The organism is Corynebacterium sputi DSM 45148, assembly GCF_000427865.1.
In the GTDB taxonomy this organism is placed as follows: Bacteria; Actinomycetota; Actinomycetes; order Mycobacteriales; family Mycobacteriaceae; genus Corynebacterium; species Corynebacterium sputi.
The window spans coordinates 76,029-100,680 of record NZ_ATYV01000009.1; the positions used below are offsets into that span (position 1 = coordinate 76,029).

At 62.6% G+C, this 24,652-nt stretch carries 20 protein-coding genes; 11 read left to right on the plus strand and 9 right to left on the minus strand.

Features of this window, described 5'->3' with window-relative positions:
* Nucleotides 1-21 precede the first annotated feature (21 nt).
* From YWU_RS0105780 to YWU_RS0105795, 4 genes are all read left to right on the plus strand, one after another.
* On the plus strand, nucleotides 22-1,857 hold the full coding sequence (locus YWU_RS0105780) for a phosphoenolpyruvate carboxykinase (GTP) (protein ID WP_027019716.1): 1,836 nt from the start codon (nucleotides 22-24) through the stop codon (nucleotides 1,855-1,857).
* A 179-nt stretch (nucleotides 1,858-2,036) separates the two neighbouring features.
* The gene (locus YWU_RS15465; RefSeq protein WP_051260093.1) at nucleotides 2,037-2,480 is read left to right on the plus strand and encodes an RrF2 family transcriptional regulator; all 444 of its coding nucleotides are present in this window, start codon (nucleotides 2,037-2,039) and stop codon (nucleotides 2,478-2,480) included.
* A 162-nt stretch (nucleotides 2,481-2,642) separates the two neighbouring features.
* Nucleotides 2,643-3,878 (plus strand): globin domain-containing protein, encoded by a 1,236-nt coding sequence (locus YWU_RS0105790; protein WP_338025278.1) that lies wholly within the window; start codon nucleotides 2,643-2,645, stop codon nucleotides 3,876-3,878.
* A gap of 42 nt (nucleotides 3,879-3,920) precedes the next feature.
* Nucleotides 3,921-4,331, plus strand: coding sequence for a carboxymuconolactone decarboxylase family protein (locus tag YWU_RS0105795; protein WP_027019718.1), 411 nt, complete (start codon nucleotides 3,921-3,923; stop codon nucleotides 4,329-4,331).
* 18 nt (nucleotides 4,332-4,349) lie between these two features.
* Here YWU_RS0105795 and YWU_RS0105800 read toward each other — a convergent pair whose 3' ends face one another.
* Nucleotides 4,350-4,892, minus strand: coding sequence for a GNAT family N-acetyltransferase (locus YWU_RS0105800; protein ID WP_034647233.1), 543 nt, complete (start codon nucleotides 4,890-4,892; stop codon nucleotides 4,350-4,352).
* A 99-nt stretch (nucleotides 4,893-4,991) separates the two neighbouring features.
* Here YWU_RS0105800 and budA point away from each other — a divergent pair, with 99 nt between their 5' ends.
* Nucleotides 4,992-5,723 (plus strand): acetolactate decarboxylase, encoded by a 732-nt coding sequence (gene budA / locus YWU_RS0105805; RefSeq protein WP_027019720.1) that lies wholly within the window; start codon nucleotides 4,992-4,994, stop codon nucleotides 5,721-5,723.
* 100 nt (nucleotides 5,724-5,823) lie between these two features.
* Here the strand turns inward: budA and YWU_RS0105810 are convergent, their stop codons facing one another.
* The 5 genes from YWU_RS0105810 to YWU_RS15470 form a co-directional block, all read right to left on the minus strand.
* On the minus strand, nucleotides 5,824-8,070 hold the full coding sequence (locus YWU_RS0105810) for a 3-hydroxyacyl-CoA dehydrogenase NAD-binding domain-containing protein (protein WP_027019721.1): 2,247 nt from the start codon (nucleotides 8,068-8,070) through the stop codon (nucleotides 5,824-5,826).
* 55 nt (nucleotides 8,071-8,125) lie between these two features.
* Nucleotides 8,126-9,358, minus strand: a complete 1,233-nt coding sequence (locus YWU_RS0105815; protein WP_027019722.1) for an acetyl-CoA C-acetyltransferase — start codon at nucleotides 9,356-9,358, stop codon at nucleotides 8,126-8,128.
* A 380-nt stretch (nucleotides 9,359-9,738) separates the two neighbouring features.
* Complete coding sequence (locus tag YWU_RS0105820) at nucleotides 9,739-10,065, minus strand: hypothetical protein (RefSeq protein WP_027019723.1); 327 nt, start codon at nucleotides 10,063-10,065, stop codon at nucleotides 9,739-9,741.
* A 185-nt stretch (nucleotides 10,066-10,250) separates the two neighbouring features.
* Nucleotides 10,251-10,679 (minus strand): hypothetical protein, encoded by a 429-nt coding sequence (locus YWU_RS0105830; RefSeq protein WP_027019724.1) that lies wholly within the window; start codon nucleotides 10,677-10,679, stop codon nucleotides 10,251-10,253.
* Nucleotides 10,680-10,815: 136 nt separating this feature from the next.
* On the minus strand, nucleotides 10,816-11,679 hold the full coding sequence (locus YWU_RS15470) for a class I SAM-dependent methyltransferase (RefSeq protein ID WP_051260109.1): 864 nt from the start codon (nucleotides 11,677-11,679) through the stop codon (nucleotides 10,816-10,818).
* Between the two features lie 348 nt (nucleotides 11,680-12,027).
* Here YWU_RS15470 and YWU_RS0105840 point away from each other — a divergent pair, with 348 nt between their 5' ends.
* The 5 genes from YWU_RS0105840 to YWU_RS0105860 all read left to right on the plus strand — a co-directional run bounded on the left by YWU_RS0105840 (nucleotide 12,028) and on the right by YWU_RS0105860 (nucleotide 16,795).
* The gene (locus YWU_RS0105840) at nucleotides 12,028-12,642 is read left to right on the plus strand and encodes an ABC transporter permease (RefSeq protein ID WP_476695844.1); all 615 of its coding nucleotides are present in this window, start codon (nucleotides 12,028-12,030) and stop codon (nucleotides 12,640-12,642) included.
* A complete protein-coding gene (locus YWU_RS0105845; RefSeq protein ID WP_034647234.1) occupies nucleotides 12,639-13,817 on the plus strand; it encodes an ABC transporter ATP-binding protein in 1,179 nt (392 codons plus the stop codon). Before YWU_RS0105840 ends, YWU_RS0105845 begins: the two co-directional genes overlap by 4 nt.
* Nucleotides 13,817-14,560 carry an ABC transporter permease gene (locus YWU_RS0105850; RefSeq protein WP_027019727.1) on the plus strand — a complete coding sequence of 248 codons (744 nt, stop codon included), beginning with the start codon at nucleotides 13,817-13,819 and terminating at the stop codon, nucleotides 14,558-14,560. Before YWU_RS0105845 ends, YWU_RS0105850 begins: the two co-directional genes overlap by 1 nt.
* A 59-nt stretch (nucleotides 14,561-14,619) precedes the next feature.
* Entirely contained in the window at nucleotides 14,620-15,567 is a 948-nt protein-coding gene (locus tag YWU_RS0105855; protein WP_027019728.1) for a glycine betaine ABC transporter substrate-binding protein, read from the plus strand.
* Between the two features lie 64 nt (nucleotides 15,568-15,631).
* A complete protein-coding gene (locus tag YWU_RS0105860; RefSeq protein ID WP_027019729.1) occupies nucleotides 15,632-16,795 on the plus strand; it encodes a glycosyltransferase family 4 protein in 1,164 nt (387 codons plus the stop codon).
* Here YWU_RS0105860 and YWU_RS15475 read toward each other — a convergent pair.
* The gene (locus YWU_RS15475; RefSeq protein ID WP_051260094.1) at nucleotides 16,759-18,576 is read right to left on the minus strand and encodes an MmpA family trehalose lipid delivery protein; all 1,818 of its coding nucleotides are present in this window, start codon (nucleotides 18,574-18,576) and stop codon (nucleotides 16,759-16,761) included. The genes YWU_RS0105860 and YWU_RS15475 overlap by 37 nt on opposite strands.
* Before the next feature lie 90 nt (nucleotides 18,577-18,666).
* Complete coding sequence (gene pgfA, locus YWU_RS0105870) at nucleotides 18,667-19,821, minus strand: cell envelope lipid trafficking protein PgfA (RefSeq protein ID WP_027019730.1); 1,155 nt, start codon at nucleotides 19,819-19,821, stop codon at nucleotides 18,667-18,669.
* Between the two features lie 186 nt (nucleotides 19,822-20,007).
* Here pgfA and YWU_RS15480 point away from each other — a divergent pair, with 186 nt between their 5' ends.
* Nucleotides 20,008-21,225 (plus strand): acyltransferase family protein, encoded by a 1,218-nt coding sequence (locus YWU_RS15480; RefSeq protein ID WP_084141862.1) that lies wholly within the window; start codon nucleotides 20,008-20,010, stop codon nucleotides 21,223-21,225.
* Here YWU_RS15480 and YWU_RS0105880 read toward each other — a convergent pair.
* A complete protein-coding gene (locus tag YWU_RS0105880) occupies nucleotides 21,111-24,641 on the minus strand; it encodes an alpha-(1->3)-arabinofuranosyltransferase (protein ID WP_084141864.1) in 3,531 nt (1,176 codons plus the stop codon). The two genes, YWU_RS15480 and YWU_RS0105880, sit on opposite strands and share 115 nt — an antisense overlap.
* Between the last annotated feature and the right edge of the window lie 11 nt (nucleotides 24,642-24,652).

Consider the following 24,652-nt stretch of genomic DNA (forward strand, 5'->3'; position numbering starts at 1 on the left):
CCAAAAAGATCAGGAGAACTGATGTCCGCTATTTCTATCCCCGGGCTGCAGGGGCAGGCCCCCACCGAGAATGAGGAACTGCTGCGGTGGATCGCAGAGATCGCCGAGCTGACGACGCCGGACCGGGTCGTATTCGCGGATGGTTCCGACGAGGAGTGGGATCGCCTCACCACTGACCTGGTGGAAAAGGGAACGATCATCAAGCTCAACGAGGAGAAGCGTCCGAACTCCTTCCTCGCCCGGTCGAACCCGGAGGACGTCGCTCGTGTTGAGTCGCGCACCTTCATCTGCTCCGAGAAGGAGGAGGACGCCGGCCCGACCAACAACTGGGCGGACCCGGCGGAAATGAAGCAGACCCTGGACGGTCTCTTCGAAGGCTCCATGAAGGGCCGCACGATGTTCGTCGTGCCGTTCTGCATGGGCCCCATCGATGACCCGGAGCCGAAGCTGGGCGTTCAGCTCACTGACTCTGAGTACGTGGTCCTCTCCATGCGCGTGATGACCCGTATGGGTCAGGCTGCACTGGACAAGATCGGCAAGGATGGCGACTTCGTCCACGCTCGCCACTCCATCGGTGCTCCGCTGGCTAACGGCGAAGAAGACGTCGCATGGCCGTGCAACGAGGAGAAGTACATCACCCACTTCCCGGAGACCAAGGAGATCATCTCCTTCGGTTCCGGCTATGGCGGAAACGCCATCCTGGCCAAGAAGTGCTACGCCCTGCGTATCGCATCGGTCATGGCGAAGGAAGAGGGCTGGATGGCCGAGCACATGCTCATCCTGAAGCTAACCTCCCCGGAGGGCAAGGTTTACAACATCTGTGCCGCCTTCCCGTCCGCCTGCGGTAAGACCAACCTCGCGATGATCACCCCGACCATCGAAGGCTGGAAGGCCGAGGTCGTCGGTGACGACATCGCGTGGCTCAAGTTCGGTGAAGACGGACGCCTGTACGCCGTCAACCCGGAGAACGGCTTCTTCGGCGTTGCGCCGGGCACCAACCGTTCCTCCAACCCGAACGCCATGCTCACCATGGATGCCGGCAACACCCTGTTCACCAACGTCGCCCTCACCGAGGACAATGACGTGTGGTGGGAGGGACTCGAGGGCAACCCGCAGCACCTCACCGACTGGAAGGGCCGTCCCTGGACCCCGGAGTCCGGCGAGCTCTCCAGCCACCCGAACTCTCGCTACTGCGTCCCGATCGACCAGTGCCCGGTTGCTGCGCCGGAGTTCAACGACCCGCAGGGCGTTCCGGTCGACGCGATCCTCTTCGGTGGACGTCGCCCCGACACCGTCCCGCTGGTCACCCAGGCACGCGACTGGAACCACGCAACCTTCATCGGCGCGACCCTGGCTTCCGGCCAGACCGCTGCGAGCGCTGAGGCCAAGGTCGGTTCCCTGCGCCACGACCCGATGGCAATGCTGCCGTTCATCGGCTACAACGTCGGTGATTACCTGCAGCACTGGGTCGACATGGGCAAGAAGGGCGGCGACAAGATGCCCGAGGTATTCCTGGTCAACTGGTTCCGTCGCGGTGACGACGACGGTCGTTTCCTGTGGCCGGGCTTCGGCGAGAACTCCCGCGTCCTGAAGTGGATCGTGGATCGCCTCGAAGGCCGCGTCGACGCCAATGAGACCGTGGTCGGTGCTACCGCCCGTGCCGAGGACATCGACATGACCGGCCTGGACACCCCGATCGAGGATGTTCGCTTGGCACTGTCGGCTCCGGCCGAGAAGTGGTCCGGCGACCTGGCGGACAACGAGGAGTGGCTCAAGTCCCTCGGCGACCGCATCCCGCAGGAGCTGTGGGACGAGTACGAGGCTTTGAAGGCTCGCGTTAACGAGCGCCTGAGCTAGTACCCCGCTGATTCATTCAGCCGCAGACCCGCTGTAGCGGCGGGTCTTTCATAAGAGCATCCCGCGCGTTGCGCACGGGATGCCCGTTGGCGTGGGTAAGGCATCAAGATGCTTCCCGACGTTCTCGTTTCAGATTCGCCATCTTCGGGTGCACCCGTTCTGGCGGTTAGACTGGTTGCATGCAGTTGACGATGTTTTCCGACTACGCTTTGCGGGTGATTATGCGCCTGTCGGAGGAGGGGGCGAATCGTCGCTGGACCGCCGGGGATATGGCCGACGACCTCGGTGCCTCCCGCGCACATATCGCGAAGGTTGTAACCAGGCTCGTCGACATGGGGCTCCTCGAATCGACCCGCGGACGCGGCGGCGGGATCTCGATGGCCGATGGGGCGGAGAAAGAATCTGTGGGCGCGATTCTCCGCCAACTGGAAACCGGGGAAGTGGTGGACTGTGTCGGCACTAATTGTCCCTTGCTGCCTGGCTGCGGATTGCGGCCGGCGTTGGCTCAGGCACAAGAGGCGTTCTTTGCCACCTTGGATCCATTGACGATCGAGGATGTGGCTCGGCCCCGCCTCGACCAGGACCTCACTGTGTCCGGGGCGCTCCCGCTGACACCGCTCTGAGTTCTCCGTCTGTGCCTGTGTCTCAGTAGAACATCGGGGGTGGCGTCGGGAAGCGGGGTTTAATGCGCATGTAAGATTCGGATTAAGTCATTACGGACATTCCGTGATGGCACCTCCACCTTTGGCCAGCCCAGGCCGTCGCCTCACCCAAGGAGTATTCCCGTGACCAGCAACGCAATGAACAGCCCCTCAATCGACGTGAAGAAGCAGGCGCTCACTGACGAGCAGGCCGACGTCATCCGCGCCACTCTCCCGGCAGTCGGAGCAGCCATCGGTGACATCACCCCGAACTTCTACAATCGGATGTTCGCCGCTCACCCGGAACTGCTCGCCAACACCTTCAACCGCGGTAACCAGAAGATGGGTGCACAGCAGAAGGCATTGGCGGCGTCGGTCGCCACCTTCGCGACCGTCCTCGTTGATCCGGAGGCTCCCGCCCCAGAGCAGCTGCTCTCCCGCATTGGGCATAAGCATCTCTCTGTCGGCGTGGTTGAGGGGCAGTACGCGGTGGTGCACAAGCATCTCTTCGACGCGATCGAGGAAGTGCTGAGCCCGGAGGTCTTCTCCGGCGCGGTCCGTGATGCGTGGGATGCGGTGTACCTGGAGATGCAGCGCGTTCTCGTGGACTTTGAGAAGGGGCTGTACGCCCAGAACAATCTCACCCCGGGCGATGTTTTTCGCACAGTTGAGGTCACCGGCCGTGAGGAGCGCGGCGGTAACATCGCGGTGTTCACGGTCACCGGCAAGGACTCGGAGCTGCCGGAATTCCGTCCGGGTCAGTACATCTCGGTGCGTCGGACGATGGCTGATGGTGCAGGGCAGCTGCGCCAGTATTCATTGATTAACGCTTCCGGACACGGCGAGTTGGCCTTCGCCGCGCGTCGGGTCGATTCGCTGGACGGACAGCCTGCCGGTGAGGTTTCCAACTCGCTATGGGAGGGCCTGCAGGTTGGCGACGATTTGGAGATCTCCCTTCCCGCCGGTGACCTGACGCTCGACATTGATTCAGAGGATCCGGTTGTTCTGATCTCGGCAGGCATCGGTGCGACCCCGATGATTGGAATGCTCGCGCACCTGGCGGAAAACTCCTCGGAGCGGGAGATCCTGGAACTGCACGCGAACCGCTCCACTGACGCTGATGTGTTCGCAGCAGAGCGATCTGAGTACCTCGCGGCGCTGCCGAATAGCTCCAGCGTCATTTGGTACGAGCCCGAGCACATGGACCTCAACGGCGACAACCAAGAGAGAATCGAGTTCCCGGAAAACGCCAGCTTCTACATCTGTGGCAACAACCCGTTCCTCCTCCACGTCCGGGCACAACTGGCTGAGCGCGGCATCGTCAGCGGCCGAGTCCACTACGAACTGTTCTCCCCGAACGACTGGCTCGTGGATCAGTAGTCGCCTGAATCCCGCGGGAGTGACCCGGTATTATCAGTGGACATGACTGAGAAGAACACGCAGGATGACGGCCGTTACGACGCGGGAATCCAGGTCCGTAGAGAGGTCATGGGCGATGACTTCGTCGACGCAGCGCTGTCCCGCAATGCCGGCTCCGATGGTGAAGAACTGCAGAAGCATGTCACCGCCACGGTGTGGGGATCCGTCTGGACCCGCGATGGCCTCTCCAAGCGCGACCGCAGCCTGCTGAACATCGGCATGCTGGTTGCACTTCGTGCCACCGAGGAGCTGCGCGGACACGTCCGCGGTGCGCTGACCAATGGCCTGACGCGTGAAGAAATCACCGAGGCTGTCATCCAGTCGGCTGGATACTGCGGAGCACCGGCCGCACTGTCGGCAATGAAGGTCGTGCAGGAAGTCCTGGTCGCAGAACTCGGTCCGCTGGAGGACTAGCCAGACCAGGCTTGTCGCCTACTGCCTGGGCACCGGCTTGAGCATCGCAATCCGCGGCGCCACATCAAGTCCCAGCTCTGACTCCTGGTGAAGGATGGAGCGGAGGTGGGGTAGGGGAGCGTCGGGAAGCGGTTGGAAACCTAACCTTTTATAGAAGGGCGCGTTCCACGGCACGTTCTCGAACGTGGTGAGCGTGACGCCCGCCAGGCCGCGCTGCGCCGCAATGAGCGTGATGAGGTTGATCAATGAGGTGCCTAGGCGCCGCCCGCGGAAATCAGGATGCGTGGAAACCTGCTCGATGTGCACGTATCCGTCGATCTCGCAGAACCACGCCCACGCGGCCAGAAGGCTGGATGAGACCGCAGGATCGCCGTCGATGACGCGGACGAAGTTGTTATCGATGGCGTCGCGAAGAACATCAGCCGACGGCGGATCGTCATCCGCAATGGTGGGGAGACCGACCTCACGGAATGGTTGTCCGGCGGCGATCTCCACTGCCTGAATTGATTCGATATCCCCCGGCTGCGCAGGCCGGATACGTGACACACTTGCCGATCGCATGGCCCGATCCTGCCACGAGCGAGCCACAATGTCACCGGTTCTGCTCGCTGGCGCCAGTGAACGCGGCGGTCAGGGGCTGCGCGACCGTACCCTGGAAGCATGAATGATAGCCCCGTGACCCGGCACACCATCTTCCAGAACTCACTGATGTCCGCGCTCCTGGACGGGATCTACGACGGTGAGATGACCATCGGCGAACTCCTCGGCAAGGGGAACTTCGGCCTCGGCACCTTCAACGCCCTTGACGGTGAAATGGTGATCATCGACGGGGTCTGTTACAAACTGCGCCACGACGGCACCGCCTCGGAAGCGGACCTTGGCGAGCACACCCCGTACGCGGTGGCCACGAACTTCGTCCCGCGAATCCGCAGGCAGGCACCGCAGAACATCCGTCGTGCAGATCTGTCGGCCTTCATCGATGAGATGACCCCGTCGGAGAACTACATGTACGCGGTGCGGATCACCGGCCACTTCGTTGACGTGACCACCCGTACGGTGGTGAAGCAGCAGAAGCCGTACCCGCCGATGGTCGAGGCCGTTGATTCCGACGAAGAGCACCACTTCACGGATGTTTCCGGGGTGATCGCTGGTTTCCGCACGCCCATCTACGAGAAGGGCATCTCCGTCCCAGGCTGTCACGTGCACTTCATCGATGACGATCGCACCGGCGGCGGCCATGTCCTGGACTTCACGCTGGCCGAAGGCGTCATTGAACTGTGCCCGGGCACGAACTTGGACTTGCGATTGCCGTTGACCTCGGCGTTCTCCGGAGCCAATCTTGATCCGGATGACCTGGATGAGCAGCTCCACGCCACCGAGGTGAAGGACTAACAAACCCGCTTCCCGACGTTTCCCTCGCTCCACGGCTATGAACCGTGAGGAAGGGGACGTCGGGAAGCGGGGTGGGAGCGCGCTTTGCGCGTGAAGGTGTTTAGCCCTTCAGCGATGCCGGCGGAGTGAAACGCTCGCCGTGCTTTGCGGCCAATTCCTCAGCGCGAGCGACGAAGCCCTCGACACCACGGGTCGGAGTGGTGTCGCCGGAGCGCTTGGCCTCCAGAGCCGCACGCTTGGCGTCGGACGGGCGGCCGGAGTAGCGGTCGTAGTTCTTAATGAACTGACGGGTACCACCGGTCCAGGCCGGGTAGCCGATGCCGAAGATGGAGCCGATGTTGGCGTCCGCGTCATGGAGCAGAACTCCCTCGTCAACGCACTTCTGCGTCTCGACGGCCTCGATGAACAGCATGCGGTCGATCAGATCCTGCAGGTCGACCTCGTCGGCCGGGATGGAACCTGCGCCGAACTCGGTGCGCAGACCGTCCCACAGGCCGGTGCGCTTGCCGTCTTCGTAGTTGTAGAAACCACGGCCCTCGAGCTTGCCCGGGCGGTCGTGCTGCTCGAGCATTCCGTTGACGATGTCGGAGACACCACCGTCGTCGACGGACTGACCTGCGGCCTCAGCAGCAGCGCGGGTCTCGTCGGCGATCTTCTTCATCAGCTTCAGGTTGAGCTCATCGGCGAGCTGCAGCTGCGGGGCCGGGTAACCGGCCTGTCGAGCGGCCGCCTCAACGATGGAGGGCTCGTAACCCTCAGCGACCATGCGCATTGCCTCGTTGATGACGGTGCCGATCACGCGGGAGGTGTAGAAACCGCGGGAGTCGGTGACCACGATCGGGATCTTGCGGATCTGGACGGAGAAGTCCAGAGCCTTAGCCAGGGTCTCCGGGTCGGTGTCGTCACCGGAGATGATCTCGATGAGCTGCATCTTGTCCACCGGGGAGAAGAAGTGCAGGCCAATGAAGTCACCGGTGCGCTTGACGTGGGAGCCGAGCTCGGTGATCGGCAGGGTCGAGGTGTTCGAGCCCAGGACACAGGTCTCCGGGACAGCGGCCTCGATCTCAGCGTGGACCTTGTGCTTGAGGTCGGTGTTCTCAAAGACGGCCTCGACGACCAGCTCGACGTCAGAGAGATCGTCGTAGGAGTCGGTCGGGTGGATGCGAGCCAGCAGCGCCTCGGACTTCTCCTCGGTGGTGCGGCCGCGCTCCAGTGCCTTCTTCTCGATGGCCTCGGAGTATCCCTTGCCGCGGTCGGCGTTCTCCTGGGAGACGTCCTTCAGCACGACATCCATACCGGCCTTGGCACAGACGTACGCGATGCCCGCGCCCATCATGCCGGCGCCGACAACGGCCACCTTCTGGAAGGACGCCTTCGGGAACGGGGTTCCGTCAGCCTGCAGCGGGCGGGATCCGCCACCGTTGCAGTGGTTCAGGTCGAAGAAGAACGCCTGCATCATGTTCTTCGACTGGGTGCCGGTGACCAGCTGCGTGAAGTAGCGGGACTCGATGGTCAGCGAGCTATCGAAGTCGACCTGCGAACCCTCGATGGCTGCCTGCATGGCCAGCTTCGGAGCAAGCATCGGGGCGCCCTTGAGCTGCTTGGTCAGATTGGCCGGGAAGGACGGCAGGTTCGCTGCGAACTTCGGTACGGACGGGGTGCCGCCGGGGATCCGGAACCCCTTGACGTCCCACGGCTGCGCTGCGGCAACGTTACCGGAGAGTACGAGCTCACGGGCACGAGCGGCGAGGTCCTCAGGCGCGACGACCTCGTCGACCAGACCGATGTCCATGGCCTTAGTCGGGTTGACCTGCTTGCCCTGAAGGATGAGTTTCATCAGGGCGTCCTGGATACCGATCATGCGCACGACGCGGGAGATGCCACCGGCACCCGGCAGCAGGCCGAGGGAAACCTCCGGCAGGCCGATCTTGGACCCGCGGGCATCAGCGGCGACGCGGTAGTTAGCAGCCAGAGCGACCTCGAGGCCACCGCCGAGCGCAGCGCCATTGATGGCAGCGACGACCGGGACCGGCAGCTTCTCGATGCGGCGCAGGGAGGACTTCATGTCCTGGACCTGCTCGAACATTTCCTCGGCGTCAGCCTCGGTGGTCTTGGACATCGCCTTGATGTCGCCGCCGGCGAAGAAGGTCTTCTTGGCGGAGGTGATGATGACGCCCTTGATGGCGTTCTCATCCTCGGCGAGCTCGGCCTCCAGGCGATCCGCAGTAGCGCGGATGTCTTCCCGGAAGGTCGGGTTCATGGTGTTGACGGGTGCGTTGGGGTCGTCCATCGTGAGCGTGACGACGCCCTCCGCGTCCTTCTCCCACCGGAACATGTTGTCGGTCATTGGTTTTCTCCTTGAAAAGCCGTGGTGTCGACGGTGTGGTTAGTGATTGGTGGGGTTAGACGCGCTCGATGATGGTCGCCACGCCCATGCCGCCGGCGACGCACAGAGTGATCAGCGCGTAGCGGCCGCCGGAGCGGTGCAGTTCATCGATGGCGGTACCGGTGATCATCGCGCCGGTAGCACCCAGCGGGTGCCCCATGGCGATGGCGCCACCGTTGATGTTGAGCTTCTCGTCCGGGATGCCCAGGTTCTGCTGTGCGTGCAGGACGACGGAGGCAAATGCTTCGTTGATCTCCCAGACGTCAATGTCGTCCGGGGCCAGGCCCGCCTTGGCCAGTGCCTCGCGGGCAGCCGGCTCGATGCCGGTGAGCATGATGGTCGGCTCAACACCATTGACTGCGACGGAGACGATGCGGGCACGTGGGGTCAGGTTCATCTCCTGACCGGCCTTTTCGCTGCCGATGAGGGTCAGTGCGGCTCCGTCGACGATGCCGGAGGAGTTACCGGCGTGGTGGAGGTGGTTGATCTCCTCCAGCTGCGGGTACTTCTTCAGTGCGACGGCGTCGAAGCCGCCCATCTCACCCATCATGGCGAAGGCCGGGCGCAGGCTGGACAGGGAATCGGCGGTGACGCCCTTACGGATCGTCTCGTCGTTGTCCAGGATGGTCAGACCGTTCTCGTCCTTCACCGGGACGACCGAGCGGTCGAAGAATCCGGCGTCACGAGCGGCTGCGGCGCGCTCGTGGGAACGGGCTGCGTACTGGTCGAGCTGATCGCGGTTGAACCCATCGAGGGAGGCGATCAGGTCAGCGGAGATGCCCTGCGGCACGAAGTCGGTCTCCAAGGAAACCTCGACGTCCATAGCCATGGCGCCGCCGTCCGACATCATCGGAACGCGGGACATGGACTCGACGCCGCCGGCGAGCACCAGTTCGTCGAAACCGGAGCGAACCTTCTGGGCCGCCAGGTTTACGGCGGACAGGCCGGAGGCGCAGAAACGGTTGATCTGCACGCCGCCGGTGCGGTACGGCAGGCCAGCCGCGAGTGCGGCGGTGCGGGCAAGGTCAGCGCCCTGGTCGCCGACCGGGGTAACGCAGCCGAGGATCAGATCGGAGATCCGGTTCTCGTCCAGGTCGGGGAATCGCTCACGCAGTTCGTCGACGAGCCCGGTGACCAGGCTGACGGGGCGAACGGAGTGGAGGGAGCCGGTGTTCTTGCCTTTTCCCCGGGGGGTGCGAATGGCCTCGTAGATGAAGGCCTCGCCGCCCGCATTGGTGGCGTTGGTCATGTTCTTTCCTCTGCTTCGGCGGAGAGTGTCATGGGTCACTCTAGCCATGTTGACGTGTGCGTGTCTCACGCTCCAGTGCATATTGGATCAGAGACTCTGGCATCAGTTTTTTGCTGGTCACAGGTGATCGGCGTTTTCTTCTGGGCCCGAAAATTTCCGGGGGTACCGTCGGCGCTGCGCAACGACGTTCCCCTGAAAAGACTTGGCTTCCCGGCGTCCAGATCCGCCCCCACTTTCCCTTTCTCTTAACCCAAGTGAGAGATTTCCCAACCCGGCCAGCGGGGGGCCGAATTCGGGGGTGCGTGGTCGCTATGGCGGTGAGCGGCCGGTCGCATGCAACTCTGATGCGTCGGCCCGCTGGCGCGCCGTGGGGGCTCGAATCAGCAGTTAGAGAGAGCCCTGTCGCTCAGTTCGCGGTAAATCTCATCGCTGGGCTGGATGGGGTTCTCTGATAGGCATCCATGGATGATTTGCGTGTCCTGGTTGTCGCCGGTGGCGTCAATAATCTGCACGGGCGGATAATGGCGCAGGGCCTCGTCAATGGCTGGCCACAATTCGTCCGCTGATGCGGTGGAGGTCTGCGGATCCGTTACCTCGACGGTCATGCTGGCAGTGGTCTTCTGCGTGTCTGTCGCTGCGCAGTGATGGGCCTCGATGCTGAAAAGCCGCACTGCCGGAATGCCTTTGACGTGTTCCCACGTGCTCATTCAACCGACGATACGTGCACCTTCATGTTCAATGAGCAGGCGTTGGTCATCGGCGCCTTCCACTTCAATTCTGAGGAAGAGCCTTTTCACCTGGCTAAAGAGTCCTGCTGCGAATTCGGCTGTTGACCTGTCGATGTCCCCAACTAGAAGTGCGAGCCAACTCGACCGGAACATCGCACGTGCAGTCAGGTTGAACGGCTCGAGCGCATGGTGCAAGGCCAGGGCCCTGCCTCCCTGGGGGGGGAGCTGATGGACTCGGCCAACACTCGCTCGGATTCGAGGTTCAGATCGACCACGTCTACCTCGTCCTCGTTCTTTGCCTGAGCCTCGATGTCGCCGAGTAGTGAGTTGATTGCCTGAGGCGATTCACTTCCGGTGATCGCGACCGTGACTGTCGCGTGCCATTGCTGGGTGACCCCGTCGAGACGTTCACTGTTCGAGTCAACTGTCGGCTGCGCTGGAAGTGCTAGGCCGGCGTCCTCCCAGGCTTGTTGTGCTGCCGCAGCGACGGCTTCTTCGGTCGCGTCGGTGGGCCCTGATCCGGAGCAGGCAGTGATGACGGCAAGGGTGATGGCAGAGATGAGCGCTCCGAGGAGTCGACGTGGGTATCTCAATATGCTTCGAGGTCCCAAGGTGATGTCGCGTCCCGTGTGAGTCCGTTGTCTCTGCATGTGCCCATGCCTCCCTGGTGGGCAGGTTTGCGGTTAATAAACTTACCTTGGAAACGAAATGTGTGGTGGTGGGGCGGGACTACGAAGAAACCTGTTGCTTTCTAGCCGAGGAAGCCGCTGCCGAAGAACTTGTCTTCCGCAGGACCAGCACCAAGTTCGACACAGCGACCTCTCGCAGCGCCGGGATCTTCACCATCCACCATGCCCACCACGGGTGATACCTCGGGAAAGCGGCAAGGAGTTTGGCGGCGCCGTCGCGCTGCAGTGCGCGGGCCCAGTCCAGGCCTTCAGCGCAGCCGACCTCAAAGAGGGATTCACCGTAGTAGTTCTTCGGTCGGTGCCCGTGCTTCTTCTCGTACATCCGGCGAGCCCGGTCACCGCCGAGATAGTGGGTGAATCCCATTTCATGGCCACCGAACGGGCCAAACCAGCAGGTGTACGAGTACACGACCAGTCCGCCTGGTTTGGTGACCCGGAGCATTTCCTTGCCCATCCGCCAGGGCTCGGCGACGTGCTCTGCGACATTGGAGGAGTACGTCATATCGAAGACATCGTCGCGGAACGGCAATTCCAAACCAGAGCCACGCACTGAGGAATCTAGTTCGATGCCGGCTGCGGCCATCTCACCGACATCAGGTTCGCAGGTGTAGTACTCCACGTCACGCGCAGCGAAGGCCTTACCGAAGTAACCCGGTCCACCGCCGACGTCGAGGATGCGCTGACCGGACAGCGGACTATCGGAGCTCCCCTCCGTTGGGGCTTGGCCTTCCCCTCCTGTATTGCCGGAGGAAATGTGCTCGAGCAGAGAGACGGTGTCATCGGCGAGATGACCGTAGAAAATGTCCGGATCGGTCTGCTCGTACTGGAAGTCAGAGAGCAGTCCGAATGAGCGGCGGAGGGTCGCGAACTTCTGCAGCGGACGCACCGGCGTCAGGCCACGCATGACCGAGGGGATCAGAAATTGTGCCGAGTGGCGCGGGGCGTCTGGGGAGTTCACGGTCTGAAAGTACCGCACGGTGGACCGGTCCGGAGCCGACTACCACGACGTAAATTGCTGGAAAAGTAACGAGTGTTTGGTCTCGACCGGGGCAGGACGGCCCGACTGCGGGGCCGGTACTACCTCAATGTTGTTATCGGTGAGGAAGGTTCGTACGCTGGGATCCTTAATCGGCTGACGCTGTTTCCCGAAGTGCATTCTTGGCTTTTCGTTGGGTGCGGTCACCGCGTCTGGGACCTTCCCGGGACAGGAAAGGCGGCTCGAACAGTGCTTGAATTTCTCTCGACGAGATGGATGGACGTGCTCTTTCGCTCGTACCAGCACGCCAGTCTCGTCGTGCAGTGTCTGCTTCTTGCAACGGTGATCGCGCTGGTTATCGCGGCTTTGGTGGTGAATCGCCCGTGGGGAGCGGCCGCTGCAAACTCGCTGTCCTCTATCGGATTGACGTTGCCGTCGCTGGCGCTGTTAGGCCTCATGATTCCGCTATTTGGGATCGGCACGACACCGTCCGTGGCGATTGTGACCTTCTATGCCACCTTGCCGATCGTGCGTAATTCGATTGTCGGATTGCAAGGTGTTGATTCCGCGGTCCTGGAGTCAGCACGTGGTCAGGGGATGAGCAGTTTTGCAGTACTTCTGCGGGTACGACTGCCGACAGCATGGCCGATCATTATGACCGGAGTCCGGGTATCTGCGCAGATGTCGATGGGTATCGCCGCCATTGCGGCCTATGCCCTTGGCCCGGGGCTGGGTGGCTACATCTATACCGGGCTAAGTCAGATCGGCGGAGTGAACGCCGTGCATTACGCGCTGGTAGGAACTATCGGCGTGGTCGTTGTTGCACTGATTGTCGACGCCATCCTCGCACTCATCGCCCGTGCGACCACTTCGAAGGGACTCCGAGCATGATCCGAGAGAATACATTGACGGACTCGGCCCAATCTGGTGTCGAAATCCAGCTACGTGGGGTGACCAAACGATTCAGAGGACAGTCCAAGCCAGCCATTGCTGATCTCGATCTCACCATTCCCGCCGGAGAGTTGGTCATCTTCGTTGGCCCTTCCGGATGCGGCAAAACCACCACGCTGAAGATGATCAACCGGTTGATCGAACCCAGTGGTGGTTCGATCCTCATTGACGGTGACGATGTCACCCACACCGATCCGACGAAGTTACGGCGGCAGATCGGGTATGTCATCCAGGGCGGCGGAATGATCCCCCACATGACGGTCGCGGGCAACATTGGTTTGGTTCCCGGATTGCTCAAGTGGGACAAGAGTCGGATCCGGCAGCGAGTCGACGAATTATTGGACATGGTTGGTCTTGCTCCGGAGACCTACCGTGACCGTTATCCGCGAGAGCTGTCTGGCGGAGAGCAACAGCGCGTCGGTGTCGCACGCGGTTTGGCCGCAGATCCGCCGGTGGTCCTGATGGATGAACCTTTCGGAGCAGTTGATCCGATCACCCGCTCGCGGCTCCAAGACGAGTTGATGAGTATCCAGTCGGAATTGGGCAAGACCATCGTCTGCGTTACCCACGACATCGACGAGGCAATAAAACTCGGTGACCGCATCCTGATCCTCGAACCTGGCGGGAAGATCGCCCAATATGACACCCCGCAGAACATCCTTGCGGCCCCGGCCAATGATTTCGTTAAGGACTTCATCGGTTCGGGCTCGACGCTGAAGCAGCTCAGTCTCTGCCGAGCTGACGACCTCCCGTTCACCCATCTGCAGACCGCCACGATCGGCGAGCCCACATTCGACGTGGTCAGGCGGCTCGAGGAAGCCGGTGAGACGTCAGCGGTGATTGTGGACGAACACGACCGTCCTTGTGAGTGGCTAGGGATACGGCAGCTGCAGAATCTCCAGGAGGTGCCAGCGCCTGCGCGTCATGCGTCGAACGTCATCGACCGCAGTGTCACCGTCAACAATGCCGTTGACTCGATGCTCGCATCCAGCCACGGAGGCGTCATGGTCACTGAAGACGGCGTTTTCATCGGCGTCCTGATGTACGACGCAGTGATTGACTATGTCCGCGCTCTGAATGAGGAGGCCGTCGCCTGGCAGGAGGACACTCGGTGATGTTTAGGAAAGCCTCTCGCGAAGATCGAATACTCCTGCTTGGGCTGCCCGTGCTCGTCGCCGTGATCTTCGGGGGATGGCTGGCGTGGCACGCGGTTGCGGACCTGGACGACATTGAGGCCAGGACTCTGGAATTATCGAATGTGGCCGCGCTGACCTGGGAACATCTGCAACTGGTCGTGATGTGTACGGCATTGGTCATATTCACGGCAGTCCCCGTGGGGATTCTGCTGACCCGCGGTGGCGGCACATGGCTTGCTGGGCCGGTGACGTTTATCGCCAACATGGGCCAGGCTGCCCCGGTCATCGGAGTGATCGTGCTGTTGGCGGTCTGGCTTGGTTTCGGCACCTTCGTGGCAGTCCTGTCGCTGTGGGTTTATGCGTTTCTGCCGGTCTTGGCCAATACAGTGGCTGGACTTCGGAACGTGGACCGAACCCTGATTGAAGCGGCACGCGGCCAATCGATGTCTCCGGCGCAGGTGTTGTTCCGAATTGAGCTGCCGATAGCGCTACCGGTGATTATGGTTGGCGCCCGCACGGCGCTTGTCCTCCTCGTAGGAGCCGGAGCGTTCGCCACCTTTATTGACGCAGGCGGACTGGGAACTTTGATCACTACCGGCGTCAGCCTGTACCGATTCCCGATTCTGGTATCCGGCGCCGTACTCATCGCGGCCCTCGCATTGGCTGTCGAATGGTGTGGACGTGTCCTTGAAGTCAGCCTGACTCCGAAGGGGATGAAATGAAATCTCGACCGCGCGAAGTACATCGCAGATCCCCGCAGGGTAGGGCGTCACGGAAACTCGTGGCCGCTGTGATCGCGACGATGTCTTCCCTGTCTTTGGTGGCGTGTGGCTTGGGCACCGGAGGCGGTTTTTCTCCCACCGGGGAACTGGCAGGTGAGGTCGAAAACATCGAGCTTGATGGACTCTCAATCGCTGTCGGATCGAAGATGGATACCGAGCAGATCCTGCTGGGGAAGATGGCGGTGATTCTCTTCCAATCCGCAGGAGCGGACGTGTCGGATCTGACGAACATCCCCGGGTCCGTGTCCGCTCGGCAGGCACAGATCACCGGGAACATGGACTTCATGTTCGAGTACACCGGCACTGCCTGGATTACTTATATGGGGGAGACCGTCCCGATTCCAGATACGACAGAGCAGTATGAGGCAGTCCGCGATGTCGACCTCGCAGAGAACGACCTGGTGTGGCTACCTCCCTCGTCGATGAATAACACCTACGGGATGGCGATGAAACGCGAGAATGCCGAGGAATACGGCATCCAGACGCTGGAGGACGTGAACCTACTTCCGGAGGATCAGCAGACGTTCTGCGTGGACGCGGAATTCAATGCCCGTAATGACGGCTTCGGTCCGATGCTCGATGCATACGGAATCGCCGCGCCGGAAGGCGACCGGTTGTCGATTATCGATCCAGGAGCGATCTACTCTGCGGTCGACGGAGGTACCTGCATGATCGGGGAGATTTACACCACCGACGGACGAATTCCGGCACTTGATCTGCAAATTCTCGAGGACAACCTGGAGTACTTCCCGAAGTACAACATGACCCCGGTGATACATAAGGAGACTCTCGACCAATACCCGCAGATCGCGGATCTGGTCACCCCGATCACCGCTGATCTGACCAATGAAAAAATGCAGCAGCTCAATGCTCAGGTTGATGTGGACGGTCGGGAACCAGCTGATGTTGCGTACGACTATCTCGTCGAACTGGGAGTGATCCGATGAGCAGTTAGCGTGAATCCGCCCCAACTGACACCGCGGCCGATTTCGGTCACTAAAGTGACTCCGCATGAGAGTTCTGCTGCTGTGTTGGCGCGATACTGGCCACCCGGAGGGCGGCGGCAGCGAGACGTACCTGGAACATGTGGCAGAGCATCTGGTGCAATCCGGCCACGAGGTCGTCTACCGCACCGCGGCGTACCCGGGGGAGAAGAAAACCTCCGAACGCTCCGGCGTGACCTTCTCCAGGGCCGGCGGCAATTACAGTGTCTACGTCCGAGGATGGCTCGCAATGCTGGCGGCCCGGTTCGGAATCGGTTCCATTGCACGAGGACTGGGCGGAAAGCCGGATGTGGTCGTCGATACGCAGAATGGAGTGCCGTTCTTCGCGCGGATCTTCTCCGGCGCCCCGACTGTCGTGCTGACCCACCACTGCCACCGTGAACAGTGGCCGGTGGCAGGTCCGGTCACCGGCAAGATCGGCTGGTTCATCGAATCCAGGCTGTCCCCATGGCTGCACCGCGGCTGTCGCTACATCACCGTGTCTGAGCCCAGTGCCGAAGATTTGCGGGACCTGGGCGTCGCCGCCGATGCCATTCGGGTCATTCGCAATGGGGTCGACCCCGCTCCAGCACCGGCTGAGAGTCCTGTTGCGCCGGATACTGACATCGACCCATGTTCCCTCGAGCACGGACTCCGCCTGGTCACACTGTCCCGCCTGGTGCCGCACAAGCAGATCGAGCATGCCATCGACGCGGTCGCCGAACTAGTTACCGACTATCCCAACGCCCAACTCGACATCATCGGCTCCGGATGGTGGACCGATGAGTTAGTGAGGTATGCGGAGGAGAGGAACGTCGGGAAGCATGTTGTTTTCCACGGGCACGTCTCCGAGGAGGAGAAGCACGCGATTCTCGCGGGCGCGTGCTTGCATCTGATGCCGTCACGCAAGGAGGGCTGGGGACTGGCGGTAATTGAAGCGGCGCAGCATCGCGTCCCCACTATTGGTTACAGCTCCTCAGCCGGGCTTCGCGATTCAGTAGTTGATGGTGAGACCGGCGTGCTAGCACAGGACCGGCGCCACCTGGAGGAGCTAACTCGCATGCTCATCGATGATGCGACCACTCGCCGCGCACTTGGAGACGCGGCAGAACTGCGAGCACGGGGCTTCTCCTGGGATGCCACCGGCGCCGCAGTTCAGGAGGAACTGGAGTCGGTCGTCGCGAACCGTTGACGTCCCACCGCCCGCAGCCCCGAGCCTGCAGCCACAACCGGCCCGGTCAGTAGCGCTGCGGCCCATACGGCGAAGGCCAGCCAGGCCGCGGTTCGGTCGGCCGGAGATGGGGCGTTAATCGCGCCGGGCACGTGGTACAACGCGAGCATCTCGTCCGAGTACGTCAGATCAAGGTGGTTCAGGATCTGTGCGGACTCACCCATGGGGCCGGGGGAGTCCTGGACGAGAATCCACTCGACGCCTGCGTCGGCGAGGCGCTCAAGCGCGTCATCGGGTGCCTCCAGGAGAATCGCCTGGACCTGCGAGGCGGAGCCTTCCCCAGCTACTACGGTGTCTCCGACGATCAGGTCATTCGTTGCGATCACGGGAACCGGGAGTTTCTTCACCGCCGGGTCGTACACCGGCCTGTCATTAATGATTCGGTAGGACGCGGCTGGCAATGCAGCCACCGCTCCATCGGACATCGCGACGATTCCGGTGACCCACTGCCATCCGTCGGAGCGGTCTTGTGGCTGCAGCTCGGAGACGTCGGAAGGCAATTCTGGCACCGCTGCCACAGCGATCAGCACCGCGATCGCACCGGCGAGAATCTGCCGGCGCTCCGGTAGCCGGTCGGCGAGGGCCTCCGCGCCGGTCGCGATGAGGATTGCGTAGCCCGGCAGCGCCAATGCGACGAACTTCTGGGTGTCTCGGAATAGTCCAGCGCCGGGCACGGTATCCAAGGACCAACCGACCATCGCGATGCCCCACGACGTCGCCAGCACCGCAGGCACCACCACCGCCACCGCGGCCAAAACGACAAGTCGACGCCGGCTGCGCAGCACCTGCAGGCCAAGTGATGAGGTGATCGACGGATCGTCGATTCGGCCCCACGCCTTGCGGAACCCGAGAGCGAACAAGGCTAGGAGGAGAACCACCGTCAATGCCGCAGCGCCGGCCTCACGGGAGGCTGGCACCACCTGTGCGTTCCAGATGCCGCCGAGGCCGGCCAACGCGCCGATAGTTCCCACGAGGTTCTCTGCACGGGCAGCGAACATCCCCGCTCCGGCAGGATCGGACAGAGTGGGTGCCGACGCAGATGCTGGGACTCCGGGAATCCCGGGGATCGACACGATGAGCCAAGGCAGGGATACCAGGACAGCGGTGAGTACCGCGGTGAATCGGTCCCGCCAAGTGCGGGCGGCGACGACGGCGACCGTTCCGCCGAGCACAGCTCCAGTCGGGGTGAGCGCGGCCAGCGCCATCGACGAGGTGCGCCACCCAGTGCGGCCAAGCACCGCAGTCAGAGCGATCGTGGGCAGCAGCACCGCGGCGAGGACCAGCGACCACTGCCCCTGCAGCAGCCGTTCCACCACGAACGGATTCCACAGAGTGATTGTCACTGCGGCGACCTGACCGGGAAGACCTGCGCCAAGGAGTCGTCGCACCAGTTCGGCGGCCGATACCCCGCCAATCATGAATGCGACGAACAATAACGCCGTCACCAGCGCAGAGGCGGACACGACAGTGCTCATCAGCGCCAAGGCGGTGTCCTGGGGAACCGCGCGGGCGGCGTTGGCGTCTAGGCCCAGTGCGGCGTCAGACAGCGGCAATTGCAGCGGAACCACCATGTCCCGCAACATCAGCTCGCCTCGGCTGAACAGGAGCGGCCACAGGGCAGCCAGCGTCATCAGCAGCGCCCAGACCACCGGTACTGGATGCCCCGCGACACCAACGCGGGAGACACGTCGCCGGCGGGTGTCGCTGCCGGAGCCATATCCGGAGGTGCTATCCACGGTCACGCCAATGGAGCTTAGCTGCGTACCGCCGGGCAGGGAGAAAAATTCTCTCCCCGCCCGGCGGTACGGAAGTGATCGGTCAGTGACCGTTGGTTAGGAGCTCTTGCGCACTCCGATGAAACCAAGGATCAGGAAGACCAGGCCCAGGATGCCCAGGCCGATCGGCGCCCAGATGCCGGCGATGTTCAACAGGCCCTTGGAGTCCTTGGCGTTGGTCATCTGCGTGTTCTGAGTGTCCTCATCCCACTGCGCGGCGTAGTGCAGGGCGGTGCGGTTGCGGTCCTGTTCTTCCGCCTCGCGGATATCGCCGCGGGCGATTTCGTAGGCCTCTTCGTCGTTCTGTGCGTAGAACTGGAAGATGTCCTCGGTGCCGTTGACGATCATGCCGGTGGTCGGCTCAACGCGGACGGTACGGACGTTGGCGTAGTAGCGATCCATCTCGATCTCTTCGTCACCCTCGAGGCCCCACTGCGAAGCGGGGAAGCCCAGGCGCAGGGAACCCAGGTGTGCTTCGTCAGCCTCGGTCAGCTCACGGCCACCAGCGGTCTGGTGCGCGATGAACTGGTCGTAAAGATTGACTGGCTCGACGTCCATCTCGTAGACGTAGACGGTCTCGCCGTCCACGGTCTCCTCGCGGATGTAGTCGATCGGCTGTTCCTTCATGGCGACGACGTCGTAGTACGGGTAAGACTTCTTCTCCGCGCCCATCGGGAAGGTGTACTGAATGCCCGGACGGGTGAACGGGTTCAGGACGTTCGAGTCACTCTCGTTGTAGTCGTAGAACTGGATCGTGGACGTCGGCTCATCGATCGGGAACTGCGTGAAACGATCGAGCGTGATGCGGTCGACAGTCGCGTTGATCAGGTTCGCAGGCTCTTCCTTGTCATTACGCAGGATGGAGGTTCCGACCTCAAAGGTGACTACTTCGGCATCTGCTGGGTCCTGCATGCGGACGTGGCGGACAGAGCGCAGCTCTGCCTCGGTGTTGATGAAGCAGTGAACCGGAAGCGAAGCATCCCCTTCGGCATTGCACCGCTCGTCGTCAGCGGCATTTGGGACCGGCTCATTCTGGGCAACCTGGTTGGAGTCCAGGATCGCGCCTGACCGAAGCTCGGTGGACGTGGTGTTGACAGTGTCGAGCGGGAGCGAACGCAGCTTCGGAACCAACATGGTTGGCAGGAGAACGGCGATGACGATGAGAGCTGCGCCCACCGCAATGGCAATGTAGGACAGTGTTCTTCTGGCCATTTGTTGTGTTGATCCTTCCGGGGGGGGGATGGCCCAGGCTGAGCCAGGATAGGTTTCGGTGAGAAATCTATCAGCGTCCAACGGGGCAGTTCTTAGTTTTCCATTAATCTACAAAGTTTTCTTAGACTACTTAGCGTCGGACCCAGGAAGAGCCTGGAACCCGTCCGGGCGCGCAGGAGGTAACTCATGGCGGAACCGGCCTTCAAGCCAGGCTTTTTGCCCTCGTTGGAGGGGCTGCGAGCGGTTGCGGCGATCGGCATTATCGGAACGCACGTCGCTTTTCAGACAGCGCACGACACCGGCGCGTTGTGGGAACGGGTCCTCGGCCGGTTCGACTTCTTCGTCGCAGTGTTTTTCGCCCTCTCAGGGTTTTTGCTCTGGCGCTCCCATCGCGCTGGCGGCTTTGGAGGGCAGCCCCCTCAGATACTTCCCGACGGCTCCCGCGCCCGCGGCACCTGGGCCACTTACTACCGCAAACGTGCTGCCCGAATCCTGCCTGCCTACTGGGTATTGGTTGTGGTGGTGCTGTTGGTGTTCCCGGTGGCAGCCGGTGCCGGATGGACGGCGTGGCTCACCAACCTGACCCTGACTCAGGTCTACTTCTCGAACTCTTTGCACGGTGGCTTAACTCACCTGTGGTCCTTGTCGGTTGAGGTTGCCTTCTATGTGGCCCTGCCGCTGTTCGTGATCCTGCTACGGCGCACCGATCCGCTGCGGCACCAGGGCCGGCGAATCCTGGTGATCTCTGCTCTGGCGGTGGCCAGTTTTGCATGGGTGTGGCTTCCGCTGCCGTACCCGGATGGAGTGAACTCGCACATCCAGCCAGCGGCATTTTTCTCCTGGTTCGCGGTGGGGCTAATCCTCGCGGAGCTCGAGTCCCTGGCGGGCAATCCCAATCCTGCGGCGAGACGTCGACTCGAGATGATTCAGCAATGGGCCAGGTTCCGCTGGTTGTGGCTGCTGGTTGCCGTTGGCGCACTGGTCGTCGCGGCTCTGCTCGGGCCTCCGGGCCTGGTGGAGATGAGCAACTGGGAGTTCCTTCGTCGGCAGTGGTGCGGGCTCGTTTTCGGTGCCGCCTTGATCGGACCGTGGGCGCTGGCCCCGGAGTCGCAGATCCTCACCACACCGGTGATGCAGGCCCTGGGCCGCTGGTCCTACGGCATTTTCCTGTGGCACATGGCGCTGCTGTCGGTGGCGTTCCCGCTGCTGGGTATCCCCATTTTCGATGGTCACATCATTGCGGTGACCCTCGTGACGCTGGCTTTGACGATTCCGATCGCTGCTGCCTCTTACGCCTTCGTGGAGGAGCCAGCCCGGCGGTGGCTCGGCCGCCATTGGGCGGCACCGACCAAGACCAGGGACGTCACGCAGAGAAGCTGGAGTGACCAGCCAGCATCGAAGTAACCATTGGCAGGCCACGGAGTGTGCGACAGCAGCACTCCGGCCAGAGTCAGCACCGCTGCGGCAAGTGAGCCGAGGACGGTGGGACGTTCCAGAGCACGGGCAGCCTTGCTCCACGGTGCATGCGGTATCGCCCGGCCAAGCGCCGGCAGCCCCATTCCGACCAAGGCGGTGAGCGCTCCAACGAGGAGTCCCTGCCAGCCAGCGACGAGTCCGACGGTTGCGGTAGCGGTGGCTACTGCCGTCCAACGAGGTAAGTCGGGGGCGATGGGGGCGTCGTGAAGCGTGATTGTTTCGTCTGGGTCCTCGACTCGGCGCCACAGCACCAGCGCGATTGCAGCAACAATCGCTGCAAGCACTCCACCGCCGATGATGCCGGTGCGCCAGGTGGACTCGGCCGGGAACGTCACCTCGTACTGGCCTGAGGCACCCGGCGGGACGATCCAGCCCTGCTGCCATCCGTTGACGGTGACTGGTTCCAGCGCCTCGCCTCCGAGCGTCGCGCGCAGACCCGAGTTGACCGAGGTGGCGTCCCAAATGATGCGGGTGGAGTCGGTGGCGTCGACCCCATCCCCAAGAAGAGCAGCGTCCTGCTCCGCAGCGGAGGGCGCGGTGAAGTCTGCGCCGGTCAGCGCCACCCAGCGGGCATCGGACTGCACGATATGGGGGCCTGCTGCAAGCTCGAACTCCTCGCCACAGGCGACGTCCTCACCGCCGAGGGTGGTCCAAGAATCTTCCAAGCCACTGCGGCAGGTGTCGGTGTCGAGGGTGACCATGATGCCGTCGCGGTCCTCCGGGACAGTGATCATGCGCTGCATGGTCCCCTCGGAGATCTCTTGGCCCAGCACCCACCGCTGGACGTCCGAAGACGCATCCGGCACTGCGGGGATACGTGCTGGGGTTACGTCCGTGCCATCGGAGCTCCATGCGGAGATCTCCGACAATGCGAAGCCCAATCGGGCATCGGTCGCGGTGATGCGCACTGTCGAGGTCTCCCCGGCAGGAAGTGCCACAGACGTCGGATCGCCAGGGGAGAGTTGCACCGTCGTGGACCCAGCATCGGTGCGGACACGGACCTCTACCGGGGCTCGAGCGGCCGTGAGAGTGACCGTCGCAAGGTTGGTGGGCTCCTCCAGATCGAACTGGACCCACTCGGCCTGGCCGGTACCGCGCGAGGGCTCCCACCAGGTGTTCGGATTGCCGTCGACCAGGGAATTGACCGACCGGCTCGGTACCGAACCTCCGAAGCTGTATGGATCGGCCGCTGACGAGGACGCCGAGACCGATCCGCGGCCAGCCAATACCGAGGTCTGCGGGATCCCGTCGACCGGGTAATCCGAGACTAGATTCGACACTCCTGGATCGTCATCGGGGCTGAGAATGCCGGACACCGCGCCGGTGACTTCGCCGTAGTTGCGACCGCGCAGAGTCGGGGTGTCTGTGACGGTGCCGGCGCCCTCGGTGGCGAGGATGCGGACGGGGGAGGAGCCGTCGACGTCGTCAAGCCGGGGCAGGACCTCCGGTCCTCCAGAGACCAACGGAATCTCGCTGGTGTCGATGATGCGAGGGGCCAACGCAGCACCGTCTGCGCCACTCTCAGGCGTGACCGACCAGATCACGATGCCCTCGCGAGTGCCCTCTCCGAACTCTGCGGCATGCTCAAAGCCTGGCGATGCAGAGAGGGTCCGCTCCAGCTTGCCCAGGTCAGTCGCTCGGTTAGACGACTTCGCGTCGTACCGCACCAGGATGTGGCCGATGCCCTCTGTGTGCAGAGTCTCCGCCAGCGTGTCGACGGACTCACCCCGCGCCAGTTCCTCCTGCAGCCCATCAAGTGCGCGGATTGCCTCCGGTGGCACCAGCGGAATGGCATCGCGAACGACCCAGGGCACCTCGGTCAGCGCCTGCAAAGGTTCATCGCGAGTGAACCCCCACTCTTGATCCGCGAACGGCATCGATGGCTGCAACATGGTGCGCGAATCCGCAGCGTTCTCATTCAGCCAGTCCGCGGCCTGGTGCCACATGGCCGGCACGGACTCGTACGGGTCCTTCGGTGCGAGACGACCCGACCACGCAGGAGAAGTCGCAGCCACAGCAACAATGAGCAGCAGCATCGCTGCCGCACCGCGCGGATACTTCTCCGGATGCATCCAGGCGGTCCACGTCTTGCGGGTACCTCGCCCGATGGACGGCCAGGGCAGTTTCGAGGCGATATGCGCGACTCCAAGCAACACCGGGATCCGCAGAACCGGGTCGAACTTGTGGAGGTTGCGTAGTGCGGCGAGGGGGCCGTCGAGAAGCTCTCTCATGTGCTCCCCGAAGAGCCCGAACGCCGCCGTCCACGCTGCCATCGAAATCAGGCCAATCGCACCGATCAGCCACCACAGGCGGCGCCGAGGCATATCCGCCAGCGACAGGCCGAGCAGCCCGACCGCGGTGATCAGGATCGTCGCGATGATCAGGACCGGCTCGACTACCAGGGCGTTGCCACCGACGCGTTCCACCGACACAAACGGCGCCCACGAGGTGGTCCCGCGGAGCGTCTCGGGCAGGTTCATCCAACGAGTGGTGACACCGGAGGACTCGATGTAATCGGTGAATGGCGGCGCGTACCGGCCGAGCAAAAACAACGGCACCAGCCACCACAGGCTCACAACGATCAGCGCCGCGATCCAACCGCAAAGCATCGCCCATGCCTTACGACGTCCCGGTCCCCACACCCCAGCCCCGACCAAGAGCAGACCAGCCACGACACAGGCAGCGGCGGTACTAGTCGCGTTGACTGCGCCGGTCAGCAGCACCGCCAGAGCAGACAACATAACAGCACGGACGCACTGCATCGCGGTGGTGTCCCGGATGCGGCCTAGGACCCGCAGCAGAGGAAGGGCGATCCATGGGGCCATGGCGACGGGCCATGCCTCTGAGGAGATCGCTCCCAGGGTCGTGAGGATTCGCGGGCTCAATGCGAACAGCAGAGCTGCGAAGACTCTGCCTGGATGGTTGCCGACGCCAGCGGCTTCAGCGAGCCGATAGAAACCAGTGAACGCCACCGTCAGCAGCAGTGCCCACCACACCGATTGGACCAGCCACATCGGCGCCAGCCAGTCCGGCAACACATCAGCGAGAGCGAAAAATGCACCTTGCGGGAACAGATAACCGTAAGCCTGGTTCTGCAGCTGGCCCAGCGGCAAGATGTCAGACCAGATCTGCAGTGATCGGGACAGGAATCCGGCGGGATCCTCCGTCAGATCATGTTTGGTATCCGCGACGACCCGACCAGGCGACTGAATGAATGCCAGGATCCACAACAAAACCCACCACCGGACAAGCCCCCTGGTGGGGAACCGTCCGGTGGTGGGGGAAATACGTGGTGCGCCGTCCGCACTGGACGCCGGCGCCCCGGCGAGCGCGGAAGACGACATACCGGGATGTT

Excerpts from the sequence above, each read along its gene's own strand:
- YWU_RS0105850 (WP_027019727.1), top strand. The coding sequence starts at position 13,817 with ATGTTTAGGAAAGCCTCTCGCGAAGATCGAATACTCCTGCTTGGGCTG.
- YWU_RS15480 (WP_084141862.1), top strand. The coding sequence starts at position 20,008 with ATGGCGGAACCGGCCTTCAAGCCAGGCTTTTTGCCCTCGTTGGAGGGG.
- pgfA (WP_027019730.1), bottom strand. The coding sequence starts at position 19,821 with ATGGCCAGAAGAACACTGTCCTACATTGCCATTGCGGTGGGCGCAGCT.
- YWU_RS0105800 (WP_034647233.1), bottom strand. The coding sequence starts at position 4,892 with ATGCGATCGGCAAGTGTGTCACGTATCCGGCCTGCGCAGCCGGGGGAT.
- budA (WP_027019720.1), top strand. The coding sequence starts at position 4,992 with ATGAATGATAGCCCCGTGACCCGGCACACCATCTTCCAGAACTCACTG.
- YWU_RS15470 (WP_051260109.1), bottom strand. The coding sequence starts at position 11,679 with ATGCGTGGCCTGACGCCGGTGCGTCCGCTGCAGAAGTTCGCGACCCTC.
- YWU_RS0105815 (WP_027019722.1), bottom strand. The coding sequence starts at position 9,358 with ATGACCAACGCCACCAATGCGGGCGGCGAGGCCTTCATCTACGAGGCC.
- YWU_RS0105845 (WP_034647234.1), top strand. The coding sequence starts at position 12,639 with ATGATCCGAGAGAATACATTGACGGACTCGGCCCAATCTGGTGTCGAA.
- YWU_RS15465 (WP_051260093.1), top strand. The coding sequence starts at position 2,037 with ATGCAGTTGACGATGTTTTCCGACTACGCTTTGCGGGTGATTATGCGC.
- YWU_RS0105840 (WP_476695844.1), top strand. The coding sequence starts at position 12,028 with ATGGACGTGCTCTTTCGCTCGTACCAGCACGCCAGTCTCGTCGTGCAG.
- YWU_RS0105795 (WP_027019718.1), top strand. The coding sequence starts at position 3,921 with ATGACTGAGAAGAACACGCAGGATGACGGCCGTTACGACGCGGGAATC.
- YWU_RS0105820 (WP_027019723.1), bottom strand. The coding sequence starts at position 10,065 with ATGAGCACGTGGGAACACGTCAAAGGCATTCCGGCAGTGCGGCTTTTC.
- YWU_RS0105810 (WP_027019721.1), bottom strand. The coding sequence starts at position 8,070 with ATGACCGACAACATGTTCCGGTGGGAGAAGGACGCGGAGGGCGTCGTC.
- YWU_RS0105780 (WP_027019716.1), top strand. The coding sequence starts at position 22 with ATGTCCGCTATTTCTATCCCCGGGCTGCAGGGGCAGGCCCCCACCGAG.
- YWU_RS0105880 (WP_084141864.1), bottom strand. The coding sequence starts at position 24,641 with ATGTCGTCTTCCGCGCTCGCCGGGGCGCCGGCGTCCAGTGCGGACGGC.
- YWU_RS0105860 (WP_027019729.1), top strand. The coding sequence starts at position 15,632 with ATGAGAGTTCTGCTGCTGTGTTGGCGCGATACTGGCCACCCGGAGGGC.